Here is a 14,915-nt window from a genome sequence, read left to right as displayed (position 1 = left end):
CGGATTCCAGAATCGCGTTTGTCAGCCACAACTCATAACAGCGTGCAACTGTTATGGTTAAATAAGCAGATTCTGTTTCTGCCACTGAACATGCCGGGCGCTTAAAATTGCGCTGAATCAATTTTCCCTGTGGAGTTAGGCATGTTCGGTCTTGATGCGTTTCACCTGGCGCGGATCCAGTTCGCGTTTACGGTTTCTTTCCACATTATTTTTCCCGCGATTACCATTGGGCTCGCCAGCTATCTGGCGGTACTGGAAGGCCTTTGGCTGAAAACGAAAAATCCCACCTGGCGTTCGCTGTACCATTTTTGGTCGAAAATCTTCGCCGTCAATTTTGGTATGGGGGTCGTCTCCGGCCTGGTGATGGCCTACCAGTTTGGCACCAACTGGAGCGGTTTTTCCGAATTCGCGGGCAGTATTACCGGCCCGTTGCTCACCTATGAAGTGCTGACGGCCTTCTTCCTGGAGGCGGGATTCCTCGGCGTGATGCTGTTTGGCTGGCACAAAGTCGGCCCCGGCCTGCACTTTTTCTCTACCTGCATGGTGGCGCTGGGCACCATTATTTCAACCTTCTGGATCCTCGCCTCAAACAGCTGGATGCAGACGCCGCAAGGGTATGAAATCGTCAACGGTCAGGTCGTGCCGGTTGACTGGTTTGCCGTCATTTTCAATCCTTCTTTCCCCTATCGTCTGTTGCATATGTCGGTGGCGGCATTCCTGAGCAGCGCGTTGTTCGTGGCCGCTTCTGCAGCCTGGCACCTGTTGCGCGGTAATAACACGCCCGCCATACGCGCGATGTTTTCGATGGCGCTGTGGATGACCTTAATCGTCGCGCCAATCCAGGCAGTGATCGGCGATATGCACGGGCTGAACACCCTGAAGCATCAGCCGGCGAAAATCGCCGCCATCGAAGGTCACTGGGAGAATCCTCCCGGCGAGCCCACGCCACTTCTCCTGTTTGGCTGGCCGGATATGGAGCAGGAACGCACCCGCTACGGGCTGGCGATCCCCGCGCTGGGTAGCCTGATCCTCACGCACAGTCTGGATAAACAGGTCCCCGCGCTGAAAGAGTTTGCAAAAGAGGATCGCCCGAATTCAACCATGGTGTTCTGGTCGTTCCGCATTATGGCTGGGCTGGGCATGTTGATGATTCTGTTGGGCAGCCTCGCGCTATGGTTGCGCTACAGAGAACGGCTATACAGCTCGCGACCGTTCCTGCGCTTTGCGTTATGGATGGGGCCCTCTGGATTAATCGCCATTCTGGCCGGATGGGTAACGACCGAAGTCGGTCGCCAGCCCTGGGTGGTTTATGGCCTGCAACGCACCGCCGATGCCGTCTCTGCCCATGGCGACCTGCACATGAGCATCAGTCTGTTGGGCTTCTTTGTGGTCTACAGTTCCGTGTTTGGCGTCGGCTACAGCTACATGATCCGGCTTATTCGCAAAGGACCGCAGGAAGATGACCCAACCCTTCCGCCAACCGGTACGCCTGCGCGGCCGCTTTCTGCCGCTGTCCTCGATTCTCAACAAGAGGCACATCGCTAATGGGTATTGATTTATCAGTAATTTGGTTTGTTATCATCGTGTTCGCCACGCTGATGTATATCGTGATGGACGGCTTCGATTTGGGGATCGGCATCCTGTTTCCCGCCACCCGGGATGCCGACGATCGTGATGTGATGGTGAATAGCGTCGCCCCGGTATGGGACGGTAATGAAACCTGGCTGGTGCTGGGCGGCGCGGGATTATTCGGCGCCTTTCCGCTGGCCTATGCGGTGATTGTCGACGCACTGACCATCCCGCTCACGCTGATGCTGATTGGATTAATCTTCCGCGGCGTCGCCTTTGAGTTTCGTTTCAAGGCCACGCCTGCGCACCGACCTTTCTGGGACAAAGCCTTTCTGGGCGGATCGATACTCGCGACGTTCGCGCAGGGAGTTGTCGTCGGCGCGGTGATCAACGGCTTTTCTGTCACCGGACGCAGCTACAGCGGAGGGCCATTCGACTGGCTGACGCCCTTCACGCTATTTTGCGGTGCCGGACTGGTCGTGGCCTACGCGTTACTGGGCGCAACCTGGCTGGTCATGAAGAGCGAGAATCCCTTGCAGGATAAAATGCGGGCGGCGGCGAAAAAATTGCTGATGGCTTTACTGCTGGTGATTGCGGTCATCAGTCTCTGGACGCCGCTGGCGCACAGTGAAATTGCCGTCCGCTGGTTTAGCCTGCCGAATCTGTGGTTCCTGCTGCCCGTGCCGGTGCTCGTTGGGTTGTGTAGCCTGTGGCTGTGGCGGTCGCTGAACCAGCCTGAGAGCCATGCGCTGCCGTTTGTCCTGACATTAGGGCTGATTTTCCTCGGCTTCAGTGGCCTGGGGATCAGTATTTGGCCGCACATTATTCCGCCTTCTATCACCCTATGGCAGGCGGCGGCACCCGCACAAAGTCAGGGCTTTATGTTGGTTGGCGCACTACTGATTATCCCTATCATCCTGGTTTACACCTTCTGGAGCTATTACGTTTTTCGTGGAAAAGTTCAACATGGCGAGGGGTATCATTGATGGAACACTCAGTCTGGAAGCGGTTGATGTGGTTGGCGATCCTGTGGGGAGGCAGCGTATTAGCGCTGGCCGCCGTGGGCATGTTCTTTCGCGTATTGATGAGCGCCGCTGGGTTTAAATCGCATTAGTCCGAGTGCCGGGGGCTGCCCGCTCCCGGCGCATGCCATTCTTCAGCACACGTTGACATATTCTTTTCGCAAATTTGAGTTTTTGAATAATAACCCGACGAAACCATGGGCAAGATAGCCGCAAAAGGTAATCAGACGGTGGCATGATGTTTACGAAAGCGTTATCAGTGATGTTGCTAACCTGCGCGCTGTTTTCAGGTCAGTTGATGGCGGGACACAAAGGGCACACATTTTTGTGGGTAAAGAACGTGGATCATCAGCTTCGCCATGAGGCGGACAGCGATGAACTTCGTACGGTGGCGGAAGAATCTGCGGAAGGCTTGCGCGAACACCACTACTGGCAAAAATCACGCAAACCTGAAACCCATTTTCGCTAAAACTTAACCTTTACGCTTCGGCAGCGTTTTCATCAGTTCTTCCGGGCTGACCGACGCCACCACACTCCCCGGCATCGGCATTTTCAGAATATGGTTTTTGATCTTGCCGATCACATGCATTTCACACGGACGGCAATCAAACTTCAGCGTCAGCACTTCATCGCCGTGGACCAGTTGCATAGGCGTGGCCTTCCAGCTCTTGATATTGCCTTTCGCCTGTTTCGGGCACAGGTTAAACGCAAAACGCAGACAGTGCTTGGTGATCATCACCGGTACGTCACCTTTTTCTTCATGCGCTTCATAAGCGGAATCAATCAGTTGCACACCATAACGGTGGTAAAACTCACGCGCCTTGCGGTTATAGACGTTCGCCAGGAAACTGAGATGCGCTTCCGGGTATACCGGTGTGGGCTCCGCCACCGGTTTACGGTGGCCGCGCTGATAGTTGGCGAGACGTGCAACGTCCAGCATCTCGGTGGCTTCCCGCCGGAACTGGTTAAGCACACTGTTCGGCACAAACAACGCGCCGGGCAGCGTCACCTCAACGTTGCGGGCGTAGTACATCGTCTGCCCCAGTTTGGCTAAGCCGTCTTTCAGGTTGCTCAGCGCTTTTTCAGCATTGTTGGCTTCGTCGAACTGACCGTCCAGACTATGCGTGATGCTGACGCCCTCTTCGCTGGTCAGCGTCAGGATCAGTTGTTCCTGCCAGCCGCCCAGTTCAATATCTACCGCCACGCGGCGCTCGCTGGAGGTTTTCGTTAATGCCTGCTGCCAGTTGTGGTCCAGGTTACGATTGAGCGGGTGATGCGGGCGCACCTTGTGCAGATCAGCCGGCATCTCATTTGGCCAGACGCGATAACGATTCTGCCCCGTTTTTTCAACAGTATTGGCGCGAAAACCGACCACGTCACGCTTGATCAGCACATTTAACCCGTCACCGTTTGCCAGCGGTTCCGTGACTTCGACGTCCAGATGGTCTTTCGCCACTTTCAGAACTTCACCGACCGGAAGACCAATAAATTTCGGCGAATCAAAGGCGCCAATGTCGCCTTTGCGATCATTCACAAAGTAATCGGTGCTGCCACGATGGAACGTTTTGTCCGTCGAGGGAATAAAGAAATGTTCAGTACGTCCCGCTGACGCCCGGGCCAGGTCGCTACGATCGTCGATAATCGCATCCAGCATCTGCCGGTAATGGGCGGTGATATTCTTCACGTAGCTCATGTCTTTGTAGCGTCCTTCAATCTTGAAGGAACGCACACCGGCGTCAATCAACGCCCCCAGATTGGCCGTCTGGTCGTTATCTTTCATCGATAACAGGTGTTTTTCATAGGACACGATCCGTCCCTGATCGTCTTTGAGTGTATACGGCAGTCGGCAGGCCTGGGAACAATCGCCACGGTTAGCGCTACGTCCGGTCTGCGCATGAGAGATATAACACTGTCCGGAATACGCAACACAGAGCGCGCCGTGGACGAAAAACTCAATCGTGGCGTCGGTTGCCTGGTGGATCGCCTGAATTTGGCTCAGACTCAGTTCGCGCGCCAGCACAATCTGGGTAAAACCAACATCAGCAAGAAACTTCGCTTTCTCAACGCTGCGAATATCGCACTGGGTACTGGCATGCAGTTCAATGGGCGGGATATCCAGTTCCAGAATCCCCATATCCTGCACAATCAGCGCGTCCACGCCGGTCTGATACAGATCGGTAATCAACCGCTGCGCGGGTTCCAGCTCATCATCATGCAAAATGGTATTGAGCGTCACAAAGATCTTCGCCCCAAAGCGGTGAGCGAAAGGCACCAGTTCAGCGATATCTTTCAGGCTGTTGCTGGCGTTATGACGTGCGCCAAAGCCGGGTCCGCCGATATAGACGGCATCAGCGCCATGCAAAATCGCTTCACGAGCAATGGCGGTGTCGCGGGCCGGGCTTAACAGTTCGAGGTGATGAGGTTGCTGGCGCATACAGTTATTACCATCCAATAACAGCAAAATGGCGGTTATTGTAGTCAGAAGCACCGATTTACGGAATACTTTTCCCGATTAACTCCGTGGGTAATGAATGAGTGAATGAAAGTGCGCGGTTTGCCCACTGCTGTTGCGATACGCATGGGCGGCGTCTCCGGCAAAACGCACGCCTTCTCCGGCCTGTAGCGTTTTCCATTCACCGTTAATACACATATCCAACTGACCCGAAATGACCACCACATGTTCGGTAACGCCGCGTTCATGCGGGGTTGATTCACTGAGCGCGCCCGGAGCCAACAGAATAGAAAAATGGTCAAAACAGAGCTCTGGGTCCCAGGGAAACAGCGGCGTGACCACGATCGCCTGCTGTTGTGGGTCAAATGCAGGCGGCGTCACGGATTCCGGCGGCGAAATAAAGGTTGAAAACGGTACGTTCAGACCGGTCGCTATCTTCCATAACGTTGCCACCGTCGGGCTGGACTCATTCCGTTCTATTTGCCCGAGCATGGCTTTTGAGACACCCGTCGCCTCGGCCAGACGCGACAGACTCCATTCACGCTGCTGACGCAGCGTTTTCAGGGTAGTGGCCAGATAGTGGGTCAGATTGTCCATATTTCTCCTCCCGCAAAGACTCAGCTTATCACTTGTACGCTATAACGCACAAATGCTACAGTGAGCGACCGCTATAACGCACAAAAGGGTCCCCATGCGTTCATTTTCTCTTCCTCTGCCAACGGTGCTGTCTGGGTTTGTCGCCGTTCTGGTGGGCTACGCGAGTTCCGCCGCCATCATCTGGCAAGCGGCAATTGCCGCCGGAGCCACAACCGGGCAGATCGCCGGATGGATGACGGCGCTTGGTATCGCCATGGGCGTCAGCACCCTCGCGTTGACGTTGTGGTATCGCGCACCAGTGCTGACAGCATGGTCGACCCCTGGCGCGGCGTTGCTGGTCACCGGACTGCAGGGATTAACGCTTCAGGAGGCGGTCGGCGTCTTTATTGTCGCCAATCTGTTGATTGTCCTGTGCGGGGTTACCGGTCTGTTCGCCAGGTTGATGCAGATTATTCCGCACTCTCTTGCCGCGGCAATGCTGGCGGGGATCCTGCTGCGCTTTGGCTTACAGGCCTTTAGCCGTTTTGACGGTGAGTTTGTCTTGTGTGCCGGTATGTTTTTCGCCTGGCTGATGATGAAAATCATCGCGCCACGGTATGCCATTATCGCCGCGATGCTGGCGGGGATGGTGATTGCGCTGTTAAAAGGTGACATTGTCACGCAAAATATTCAGTTTTCATCGGTGCTCCCTACCTTTACCGCTCCACAGTTTTCCTTTGCGCACTCGCTTAGCGTGGCGTTACCGCTGTTTCTGGTGACGATGGCGTCGCAAAATGCCCCCGGCATCGCCACCATGAAAGCCTCGGGTTATGCGTTGCCGGTTTCACCACTGATCATTTTCACCGGGCTTTTGGCGCTGCTCTTCTCCCCCTTTGGCGTCTATTCCATTTGTATTGCCGCCATTACCGCGGCGATTTGCCAAAGCCCTGAGGCTCATCCGGACGCCAAACGTCGCTGGATGGCGGCAGCCTCGGCGGGGGTATTTTATCTGCTGGCGGGTGTGTTTGGCGGTTCTGTGACCAGCCTGATGGCCGCCCTGCCCGCCACCTGGATTCAGATGCTGGCTGGACTTGCTCTGTTAGGCACCATTGGTGGAAGTCTGCATCAGGCGCTGCTTGATGCCACAGAACGCGACGCGGCTATCGTCACATTTTTAGTGACAGCAAGCGGACTGACGTTGCTGGGGATCGGCGCTGCATTTTGGGGACTCATCGCGGGGGGGATTTGCTATAGCGCGTTACGCCTGGCACATCGGACAGCATAAAAAATTGCGCCATCCGAAGATGGCGCAGCAATCTTATTTCTGGGCCGGTTTATTGACATCAAACATGGTGGCATCGGTCGCCATGTCGTCAACAACTTGCTTCAACGTTTCGAGCGCCATCGGCGTGCTTTCGTTTTTCAGGTCTTTACCTTCACCCTTACGGACAACTTTGAGGACCGGCTTATTGGTTGCCGCGTCAATCAGTTCACCTTCAAAGTAGAGGTGGGTATCCATGTCGCGGTGGCCCGTTGCCATCTGCGTACCTGCAACCACTAACGCTACAGGAACCACTTCATAGAATTGCAGCCCTTCTTTGCTGGTATCCACACCGGTAATCGCACCGCGGAAAATCAGGCTACGCGGACCAGGGGTCGCGACCAGCGGTTTACGCTGCCCGATAGCAGTTTTCATTTTGGTGTTGGTGTAGTTCAGCAGTTTATCCAGTACTTGCTGTCCAACCTGAGTGCTTGGTTTAGGAACCGGGTAATAGGTAATCGGGTTATAAACGATACTATCGTATTTAGACGCATTGTAATTGGGATCGACCCAACGTAAAACCGGATGCCCCGTAGCAGATTTTGTTTCCTGAAGACCAGAATAGTCTTTTAAAAAACCCGAGTATTTATCCGGCTGAGTGACTTTAGACGCACAGCCTGATAACGCCAGTAAACCAGTAAGCACTGCAACTTTTATTAAAGTTTGAGCACACATGAAACGATCCCTTAGTTTTGAAGATATGCATCTGAAATAATAGCAAAGAGAAAATAAATACGATGTACCAAAAATGGTATCATCCGCACAAATTTGATCTCTGCATTCGGAAAAACAAGCCGTACCGAACGCAGAGTGGATGATAATCATCGTAAATCAATCAGATTTACCCGTTTTTTCTCGCCAGCATTGTCGCAAAACGTAATTTAATTCGGTTACCGTTCGCATCCGTGCGATGTAATTCTCCGACATCTTCATTGTATTTAAGCAGTTCCCAACCTTCATAATAACGGCGTAATTCGCCTTCTTTGAAGGCAAACGGGAAACCCACGGTACACGGGAAGTCTTCCGTATCCATCGCCGCCACGATCAGGTTATACCCTCCCGGTTTTGTACAGCGCTGCATATTGGCAATCAAACCCGGAATGGTGTTGGCTTCCAGGAACATCAACACCACGGTAGAAAGAATAAAATCATACTCGCCGTCAAAGCTTAGCGTGTTGAGATCGACAATCTTTTCATGCACATTTTCCAGCCCTTCCGCCGCTTTAATGCGTTCCAGGTTGGCGATACTCATCGGGTTTTTATCCCACGCCGTCACGTCAAAACCGTTGGCAGCCAAATAAAGGCTATTGCGGCCATTGCCACACCCCAGATCCAGTGTTTTCCCTGGTTTAATAACCTTAACCGCCTCTAACACTTCAGAATGGGTGCGGGTAAGGTCATATTTTTCAGTAAAGTAATTTTCGTCGCGAAGAGTCATTTTTTATCCTCAGATTTCTGTAATGTTGCACGTTCGGCACGAATCAGGAGTCTTCCCTGCATCAGCAATGCAACCGTACGTACCAGCAATAACGCAATGATAAAATTGGTGAAAATAAACAGTGGGATCGACAAGGTATGGAAAAACCCTGTCGGAGCGCCGTGCCCCAGATGCAATCCGGTGGTGGCCAGCGCAGAAACGCCGAACGAGAAGCTCCAGAACGAGGCATTAAACGGCTGCGACAGGTACCAGGGCATCAGTCGCAACATAAAAAGCAGTTGCAACAGACCGTAGCCAAACAGCATCTTCGCCAGAATATCGCCCTCTCCGCCGTTGACGCTAAGCCAGGCGCTACAGGCTACCAGCGCGGGCGCAAGCTGAATGCCAAGGGAGGTGCGTAACATCGTCGGAAGCTCTCCGGCGCTGCGCAGTCGCTGCAAAATGACCGGTTCCAGGCTCAGCCACGAGAACACTCCGGCCCCTAAAAAGACCAGTCCGGCATCATTAAAGCCGAGCGCCCCACAGGCCATCGCACTGATAAAGTTGTTTGCCACCGTCGGCAAATACAAACCCGGCGTCGTAGCCTCTTCAGGGTGCGAACCCCGCCACAGCCCGGCCGTTTGCCACGCGGCGTAGGTCAACTGAATGACCACCCCGATGCTGAATAACACCACGGATAACGGGCGACACCAGGGAACAAAGCCAATGGCGACCAGCATGGTGGTCGCGGGAAACAGGCTCACAAAGCTGCTCATCACCGGATGGCGCACTTCGGCCAGCACACTGTGGGGAAAACGCACCAGACGACTGAGAAACGCAAGCGTCAGCAATCCCCAGATGATCATCGCCAGAATCACCAGTCCATCGCCGATCCAGTGGCTTACAGGCCAGATATGGCTTGCGTACCGCCACGCGAACCCCATACCGATGATGCCCAGGACCATGCCAAAGTAACCCGCCGGAAGATTGAGTACCCGGTCGCTCTGCTTTTTATTACTCATTTTGTTTAATTTATAAAGTATATTTGAAATGCATTTTATGGAATTTCTGCGTGTTTATCCAGAGCCGAAATATTTGCTACGGTTATCTTAAGCGACTGAGTGGAAATAACCCATGACCAAATACCGTCTGAGTGAAGAACAGCGTTCGTTTAGTTTTCAGGAGAATGGCAGTAAAAAAAGCATTCTCCTGCGCCAGATAATCGCTCTGGAAGACTTTAACGACGTCAAAGCCGGCACGCCCGGCGGTTGGGTGGACGCGGATTCTGTTCTCGCGCAGGAAGGCCACTGCTGGATCTACGATGAAAACAGCATTGCCTTTGCCGGCGCACGGATTTCAGGGAATGCCCGAATCACCCAGTATTGTGTGATCAATGATGACGCGCAGGTCGGTGGCAATAGCTGGATTGATCAGGCGGAAATCAGTCATGGCGCCCGAATCAGTGACAACGTCACCGTTCAACATTCCGTGGTTCGCGGCATTTGTCACCTCTTTGGCGAGGCCCGCGTGTTACATCAGTCTGAAATTATCGCCGCAAAAGGGTTAACTCACGCTAACGACCTGATGCTGCAAATCTATGACCGCGCCACGGTTAGCCGCTCGCGGGTGGTACATCAGGCGCAAATCTATGGCGATGCGATCATCAATGAGGCGTTTATAGAGCACCGTGCTGAAGTGTTTGATTTTGCCCTGATCGAAGGCAATGCCGAAAACAATGTCTGGATCTGCGATTGCGCGAAGGTGTACGGCCACGCCCGCATCATTGCCGGTACCGACGAGGATGCCATTCCCACCCTGCGCTACAGTTCGCAGGTTGCCGAACACGCCACCGTGGAAGGTAATTGTGTGTTGAAACATCACGTGCTGGTCGGCGGGCGCGCCCATCTCAGCGGCGGGCCCATTCTGCTCGACGATCATGTCTTAATTGAGGGCGACACCCGTGTCATCGGCGAAGTATTGATAGAACACCGCGTTGAAATCACCGACCGGGCGACGGTGGAAGCCTTTGACGGCGACGTGATTCACCTGCGCGGGCCGAAGACCATTAACGGGGAACAGCATATTACGCGTACCCCCTTAGCCGGTTTACTGTGAAACGGTATCGATAATACGGGCGTACATGTTGACGTCGTGATAATCGCCGTTGAGAAATTCAGCCTGTTTCATGCAACCTTCCAGCGTGAAGCCATTTTGGACAGCTACGCGGTTGCTTCTGGCATTATCGACCCGGCATTTGATGACAAACCGCCGGATCTCGCCGCGCTGCGCATAACAATCGATAATGCCCTGCAACGCACGCGAAAGGAGCCCCTGCCCCTGATGGTCTTCATCAAGCCAGTAACCGATATAGGCTGTTTTGTTCAGGGGTTCGATTAAATTAAACGAAATGACGCCCACGACATCGGAATGCTTAAAAATAAGGTACATTTTGGCGTATCCACGCTCGTGCAACATCTTGTTGCCCTGCACGTTTTTGCGCGTGTCGTCTTCAGAATTCACGAATTGCGGCCAGTTCAACGACGCTTGCAGCCACACTTTATTTTTGAGGACCAACTGGTGCAGAGCCGTAACGTGACTTTCGTCTACCGCCCGCAGTTGTAAGGTGTCGTCGAGAGTGATGATGTCGGACATTTCAGGCCATTCCCTTATAAAAAATCAAGATGGCCAGAATAGTATCAGATGAAGGGCCTCACCGCGGGTGAAGCCCTTGAGAACATGCGTTATTCAACGCTTTCTTTTTGCAACATTTTAAGCAGATCGTCCTTCAACAGGAGTTTCTGTTTCTTCAGGCGAACAATATCCAAATTGTATCCCCGGCCATCTGAACCTTCCAGCCGGGCAATCTCGTGATCAAGTTTATTGTGTTTTTCAAACAAGGACAGAAAGCGAGGATTCTCGGTTTTCAGTCGGGAAATGAGATCTCTGTACTCTGGAAACATACGCTCTCCCTGTGAGTGGCAAAAATGTGTATAGCAAATACACACAGCCAGCTTACGCATTTGGCGCAGAGAATAATGCGAACGGGATCGAGTTTAAATCGTGTACAGGTATCAATGGCAGGAAAGGTGAAAACGGCTCCTCCACGCGGGAAGAGCCGTGCTAAACATTATTCGCGCATGATGCGGTCGTCAACATACCGGCGTTTGTCCGGCGCTGGCGGGAAGTAGTGATACAGCCAGGTTTCACTGATTGCATCGCCCTGACAGCGCAGGAACAGGCGCATATCCACCGGGTCGGTAGAGTCTGAGGTTGGATACCAGTCAAACTGAATACGATAGCCATCGAAAGGCTCAACATAGAGAATTTCGATCTGTTTCGCTTCACCGCTGGAGAGCGTAATCACCGGCTCAATGCCCTTCGGCGCCGCCGCTTTCAGGTCGCCGCCCACAAAATCGATGGCAAAACGACGCGCCCATTTTTCCGGATAATGTTCGCCCGGCGCCCAACCTTCCGGGAACCCGCCCATACCGGTACGGGTTGCCATTACACGTGCCAGCGGCGAGCGTACCGGCGGTTGCGCACTCCAGTACAGACGGTATTTGAATTCCAGTTCATCCCCGGCTTTTATCGCTTTCTCCGGTTGCCAGAAGCAGACCACGTTGTCCAGCGTTTCACCGGTGGTCGGGATCTCCATCAGGCCGATCGTCCCCTTACCCCATTGATTACGCGGCTCTACCCACAGGCTTGGACGTTTGTTGTACCAGCCCATGATGTCCTGATAGTGGGTAAAATCACGATCGAGCTGCAACAGACCAAACCCTCTCGGGTTGTTGTCGGTATAGGCGTTGAACTGCAGTTTTTGCGGGTTATTCAGCGGACGGCAGATCCATTCACCGTTACCCCGCCACATGGCCAGGCGATCGGAATCGTGGATTTGTGGGTGGATGGTGTCACACATGCGGCGTTCGTTATTGCCGCAGCTGAACATACTGGTCATTGGCGCAATGCCCAGTTGCTGAATGTCCTTACGGGCATAGATGTGATTTTCCACATCCATGATCACCTGCGTCTTCTCGCAATGGATCACAAACTTATAGGCGCCAGTGACGCTGGGACTGTCTAACAGTGCGTACACCGTAAACGTGGTGTCGCCCGGCTTCGCGGTTTCAAACCAGAAAGCGGTGAAATCAGGAAACTCTTCTTTCTTGTCTGCGTAGGTATCGACCGCCAGACCGCGCGCAGACAAACCGTACTGGTAGGTGTCATCGACAGCACGGAAATAGCTGGCGCCGAGGAACGAAACAATATCGCGACGCGCCAGTTCCGGTGCTTTAAACGCGCGGAAACCGGCAAAACCGAGGTCGGTCTGCCCTTCCAGCTGTTTAGTGTCGACGCCCGCATCGTTGTATTTGAACAGTTCAGGACGGAAGTGGATCTCACGCGCCTGATGCGTCCCCGCATCCACGGAGAACATCCGCACGCGACGACGGAACCCCATCCCAACATGGAAGAACTGCACATCGAGCTCGCGTCCTTCTACGTTATTCCACAGCGAGTGTTCGGCATCATACTGGATGCTGTTGTACGCCTGCGGCGTCAGATTCGCCAGCGTGTTCGGCAGTGCGCGCGGCACGCCGCCCCACGGTTTCTCCGCCAGATCGTGCGCCATGGATTGCAGAACAGAGAAGTCAAAACGGACGGTTTGACCATCAGCAATGTCGGATTCGGCCGCAAAGGCGGCGCGAGAAAAGAGAGATGCAATACCACTGGTACCGCACACGGCGGCCATTGCCATTGAACCTTTAATAAATCGTCTACGATCCATACCTGAAAGTGAGTCCTTCTGGTCGTGTGAATGGTCCCGCGCTGGTACGTAACAGCGGCAAGAGAGTGCACGTTTCTGAGCGCTCACTCTAGACAAATTCGATTAATAATCCAATTGTTGCCCGCCGATAATCTGTACAAAAATGAAAATATTTTATGTCGATCGGAACAGACTGATTCCAATGTAAAGTTAGCGCAGGGTTATTACCGCGTTGAAACATATTAATTGGCGTTAATCCAGGCTGACATGATGTTTCATCACCCGTTTAAGCAGTGACATCCGCGCCCGCATAAAACGGTTTTCAACTTTAAAACCGGCAAATTTGTTCAGACCAATACGCAACAGGCGATCGCGTCCCTGAATTGAGGCGGGCCAGCGTACCGGGCCGTGCAAAACATCACAGGTGCGGCTGGCGTGATGGGCGAAACTCACCCAGTAATCCGCAATGTGCGACGCAAACGCCCGATCGTTGCCATTGGCATAATAGCGCGACGGTTCCGCCAGCATCAGCGTATCAAAAACATAGGGCACCTCATTGCCGTGCCAGGCCCCCTTCGCATAGGTGGCATGCTCACTTTCCGCAACATAATCGAACCAGTATCGCCAGCACGGCTCGCCGACCCGCTGCTGCGCCTGCATGACCACATATCCCAGGGTGGTGAACGCCATATCCCGGCACACCTGACGCCCCAGCTCTTCATCCCCTTTGACGCCGGGATACAACAGTTTGATAAGCCCCAGGCCCAGTCGACGCTCCCGGCGTAACTTTTCGATTTGCCCGGCGAGATCCACGCCAAACACCGGCATCACGCTGGCTTCATCGCTATTTGAGCCAATCAGTACCGGCATCGGGTGCTGTTTACCCGCGAAAAAGACGTCGAGCATCGGTTCCGGGAGAACCGCATCACCAAAAATGGGCGTCGGCGCAATTTTCAACGGCGCGCCGAGCGACCAGAACTGGCTCGCGGGAATGGCCCGCAGTTGTTCCGCAGTGGCGTTTTGCAAACCAAAATGCGCCGCCACGGCAACGCCGTTTTCGAGCGCAATCTCGCGCGGCGTATCGGGCAGCGTATACCCGCTCTGAATAATTGCCCGTTGAAAAAGCCCTTTGGCGCGCGGTGAGGCCATTAATGAGAGGACGCTGCGCGCACCGGCGGATTCACCAAACAAGGTGACATTTTGCGCATCGCCCCCGAACGCAGCGATGTTGTCCTGCACCCAACGCAGTGCCGCAATCTGGTCTAATAAGGCAAAATTGTTGAGGCATTCGCCCTCTTCGCCTTCCAGCGCCGGATGCGCAAAAAAGCCGAGATGACCGAGGCGATAGTTGAGCGTGACGACCACCACGTCTCGTTTTGCCAACGCTTCACCGTCGTAAGGTGGCAAACACCCAGAACCGATGGTGTAGCCCCCACCGTGCAGCCAGACCATGACGGGCAATGGCCGGGAACACGTCGCGGGGGACCAGATATTCAAATAGAGACAATCTTCCGAAAACCGCCCCGGGTCACCGCCGCCAAGGGCCTTGCAGTACTCGATATCCTGCCAGCTCGCGCAGGAGAAAGCGTTTGCCTGGCGGACGCCCTGCCACGCGGGCGCAGGTTGCGGCGCACGCCAGCGCAACTCGCCCGTCGGCGGCGCAGCATAGGGGATCCCACGCCAGAGGTGGATGTCGCCTTGCGCGACACCCATAATTTTCCCCTGCTGTGTTTCAGCCAGTGGGATCGAAGGGATTTTCATGACAACGTCCTGACACGACTTCTTTTACATCC

General features: G+C 54.0%; 15 protein-coding genes. 6 read left to right on the top strand and 9 right to left on the bottom strand.

Annotated features, from left to right (window positions below):
- The first annotated feature begins 141 nt into the window (after positions 1–141).
- The 4 genes from P2W74_RS11840 (at position 142) to P2W74_RS11825 (ending at position 3,060) form a co-directional block, all read left to right on the top strand.
- Positions 142–1,545 (top strand): cytochrome ubiquinol oxidase subunit I, encoded by a 1,404-nt coding sequence (locus P2W74_RS11840; protein ID WP_276295085.1) that lies wholly within the window; start codon positions 142–144, stop codon positions 1,543–1,545.
- A complete protein-coding gene (cydB, locus tag P2W74_RS11835) occupies positions 1,545–2,555 on the top strand; it encodes a cytochrome d ubiquinol oxidase subunit II (RefSeq protein WP_276295084.1) in 1,011 nt (336 codons plus the stop codon). Before P2W74_RS11840 ends, cydB begins: the two co-directional genes overlap by 1 nt.
- Positions 2,555–2,683 (top strand): DUF2474 domain-containing protein, encoded by a 129-nt coding sequence (locus P2W74_RS11830; protein WP_276295083.1) that lies wholly within the window; start codon positions 2,555–2,557, stop codon positions 2,681–2,683. Before cydB ends, P2W74_RS11830 begins: the two co-directional genes overlap by 1 nt.
- Before the next feature lie 146 nt (positions 2,684–2,829).
- Positions 2,830–3,060: a DUF2554 family protein gene (locus tag P2W74_RS11825; RefSeq protein ID WP_203361271.1), complete on the top strand. Its 231-nt coding sequence runs from the start codon at positions 2,830–2,832 to the stop codon at positions 3,058–3,060.
- A gap of 3 nt (positions 3,061–3,063) precedes the next feature.
- Here the strand turns inward: P2W74_RS11825 and P2W74_RS11820 are convergent, their stop codons facing one another.
- A complete protein-coding gene (locus P2W74_RS11820) occupies positions 3,064–5,025 on the bottom strand; it encodes a peptidase U32 family protein (protein ID WP_276295082.1) in 1,962 nt (653 codons plus the stop codon).
- A 78-nt stretch (positions 5,026–5,103) separates the two neighbouring features.
- Positions 5,104–5,640, bottom strand: a complete 537-nt coding sequence (locus tag P2W74_RS11815; protein ID WP_276295081.1) for a helix-turn-helix domain-containing protein — start codon at positions 5,638–5,640, stop codon at positions 5,104–5,106.
- Between the two features lie 94 nt (positions 5,641–5,734).
- On the opposite strand from P2W74_RS11815, the gene P2W74_RS11810 reads away from it, so the two are divergent.
- Positions 5,735–6,904 (top strand): benzoate/H(+) symporter BenE family transporter, encoded by a 1,170-nt coding sequence (locus P2W74_RS11810; RefSeq protein ID WP_276295080.1) that lies wholly within the window; start codon positions 5,735–5,737, stop codon positions 6,902–6,904.
- A gap of 33 nt (positions 6,905–6,937) precedes the next feature.
- On the opposite strand, the gene P2W74_RS11805 is transcribed toward P2W74_RS11810, so the two are convergent.
- The 3 genes from P2W74_RS11805 to tehA all read right to left on the bottom strand — a co-directional run bounded on the left by P2W74_RS11805 (position 6,938) and on the right by tehA (position 9,379).
- Positions 6,938–7,615 carry a DUF3313 domain-containing protein gene (locus P2W74_RS11805; RefSeq protein ID WP_276295079.1) on the bottom strand — a complete coding sequence of 226 codons (678 nt, stop codon included), beginning with the start codon at positions 7,613–7,615 and terminating at the stop codon, positions 6,938–6,940.
- 166 nt (positions 7,616–7,781) lie between these two features.
- Positions 7,782–8,378 carry a tellurite resistance methyltransferase TehB gene (gene tehB / locus P2W74_RS11800; protein ID WP_276295078.1) on the bottom strand — a complete coding sequence of 199 codons (597 nt, stop codon included), beginning with the start codon at positions 8,376–8,378 and terminating at the stop codon, positions 7,782–7,784.
- The gene (gene tehA, locus P2W74_RS11795) at positions 8,375–9,379 is read right to left on the bottom strand and encodes a dicarboxylate transporter/tellurite-resistance protein TehA (protein ID WP_276295077.1); all 1,005 of its coding nucleotides are present in this window, start codon (positions 9,377–9,379) and stop codon (positions 8,375–8,377) included. The genes tehB and tehA overlap by 4 nt, the downstream gene beginning before the upstream one ends.
- A 112-nt stretch (positions 9,380–9,491) precedes the next feature.
- On the opposite strand from tehA, the gene ydcK reads away from it, so the two are divergent.
- Positions 9,492–10,472, top strand: coding sequence for a YdcK family protein (gene ydcK / locus P2W74_RS11790; RefSeq protein ID WP_276295076.1), 981 nt, complete (start codon positions 9,492–9,494; stop codon positions 10,470–10,472).
- Here ydcK and rimL read toward each other — a convergent pair.
- The 4 genes from rimL to P2W74_RS11770 form a co-directional block, all read right to left on the bottom strand.
- Positions 10,464–11,009: a 50S ribosomal protein L7/L12-serine acetyltransferase gene (gene rimL, locus P2W74_RS11785; RefSeq protein WP_276295075.1), complete on the bottom strand. Its 546-nt coding sequence runs from the start codon at positions 11,007–11,009 to the stop codon at positions 10,464–10,466. The genes ydcK and rimL overlap by 9 nt on opposite strands.
- A gap of 89 nt (positions 11,010–11,098) precedes the next feature.
- Positions 11,099–11,317 (bottom strand): YdcH family protein, encoded by a 219-nt coding sequence (locus P2W74_RS11780; RefSeq protein WP_192612273.1) that lies wholly within the window; start codon positions 11,315–11,317, stop codon positions 11,099–11,101.
- Positions 11,318–11,484: 167 nt separating this feature from the next.
- Complete coding sequence (locus P2W74_RS11775; protein ID WP_276295074.1) at positions 11,485–13,143, bottom strand: glucan biosynthesis protein D; 1,659 nt, start codon at positions 13,141–13,143, stop codon at positions 11,485–11,487.
- A gap of 231 nt (positions 13,144–13,374) precedes the next feature.
- On the bottom strand, positions 13,375–14,883 hold the full coding sequence (locus tag P2W74_RS11770; protein WP_276295073.1) for a carboxylesterase/lipase family protein: 1,509 nt from the start codon (positions 14,881–14,883) through the stop codon (positions 13,375–13,377).
- Positions 14,884–14,915 lie beyond the last annotated feature (32 nt).

It is taken from the genome of Citrobacter enshiensis, from assembly GCF_029338175.1.
GTDB lineage: Bacteria > Pseudomonadota > Gammaproteobacteria > Enterobacterales > Enterobacteriaceae > Citrobacter_D > Citrobacter_D enshiensis.
The sequence above is the reverse complement of the archived record's forward strand: the minus strand, read 5'-3'. Positions and strand labels throughout refer to the sequence as shown.

Coding starts and splice junctions, on each gene's coding strand:
- P2W74_RS11780 (WP_192612273.1), bottom strand. CDS start 11,317: ATGTTTCCAGAGTACAGAGATCTCATTTCCCGACTGAAAACCGAGAAT.
- P2W74_RS11840 (WP_276295085.1), top strand. CDS start 142: ATGTTCGGTCTTGATGCGTTTCACCTGGCGCGGATCCAGTTCGCGTTT.
- P2W74_RS11770 (WP_276295073.1), bottom strand. CDS start 14,883: ATGAAAATCCCTTCGATCCCACTGGCTGAAACACAGCAGGGGAAAATT.
- P2W74_RS11775 (WP_276295074.1), bottom strand. CDS start 13,143: ATGGATCGTAGACGATTTATTAAAGGTTCAATGGCAATGGCCGCCGTG.
- tehA (WP_276295077.1), bottom strand. CDS start 9,379: ATGAGTAATAAAAAGCAGAGCGACCGGGTACTCAATCTTCCGGCGGGT.
- rimL (WP_276295075.1), bottom strand. CDS start 11,009: ATGTCCGACATCATCACTCTCGACGACACCTTACAACTGCGGGCGGTA.
- P2W74_RS11810 (WP_276295080.1), top strand. CDS start 5,735: ATGCGTTCATTTTCTCTTCCTCTGCCAACGGTGCTGTCTGGGTTTGTC.
- P2W74_RS11825 (WP_203361271.1), top strand. CDS start 2,830: ATGTTTACGAAAGCGTTATCAGTGATGTTGCTAACCTGCGCGCTGTTT.
- P2W74_RS11805 (WP_276295079.1), bottom strand. CDS start 7,615: ATGTGTGCTCAAACTTTAATAAAAGTTGCAGTGCTTACTGGTTTACTG.
- cydB (WP_276295084.1), top strand. CDS start 1,545: ATGGGTATTGATTTATCAGTAATTTGGTTTGTTATCATCGTGTTCGCC.
- P2W74_RS11815 (WP_276295081.1), bottom strand. CDS start 5,640: ATGGACAATCTGACCCACTATCTGGCCACTACCCTGAAAACGCTGCGT.
- tehB (WP_276295078.1), bottom strand. CDS start 8,378: ATGACTCTTCGCGACGAAAATTACTTTACTGAAAAATATGACCTTACC.
- ydcK (WP_276295076.1), top strand. CDS start 9,492: ATGACCAAATACCGTCTGAGTGAAGAACAGCGTTCGTTTAGTTTTCAG.
- P2W74_RS11830 (WP_276295083.1), top strand. CDS start 2,555: ATGGAACACTCAGTCTGGAAGCGGTTGATGTGGTTGGCGATCCTGTGG.
- P2W74_RS11820 (WP_276295082.1), bottom strand. CDS start 5,025: ATGCGCCAGCAACCTCATCACCTCGAACTGTTAAGCCCGGCCCGCGAC.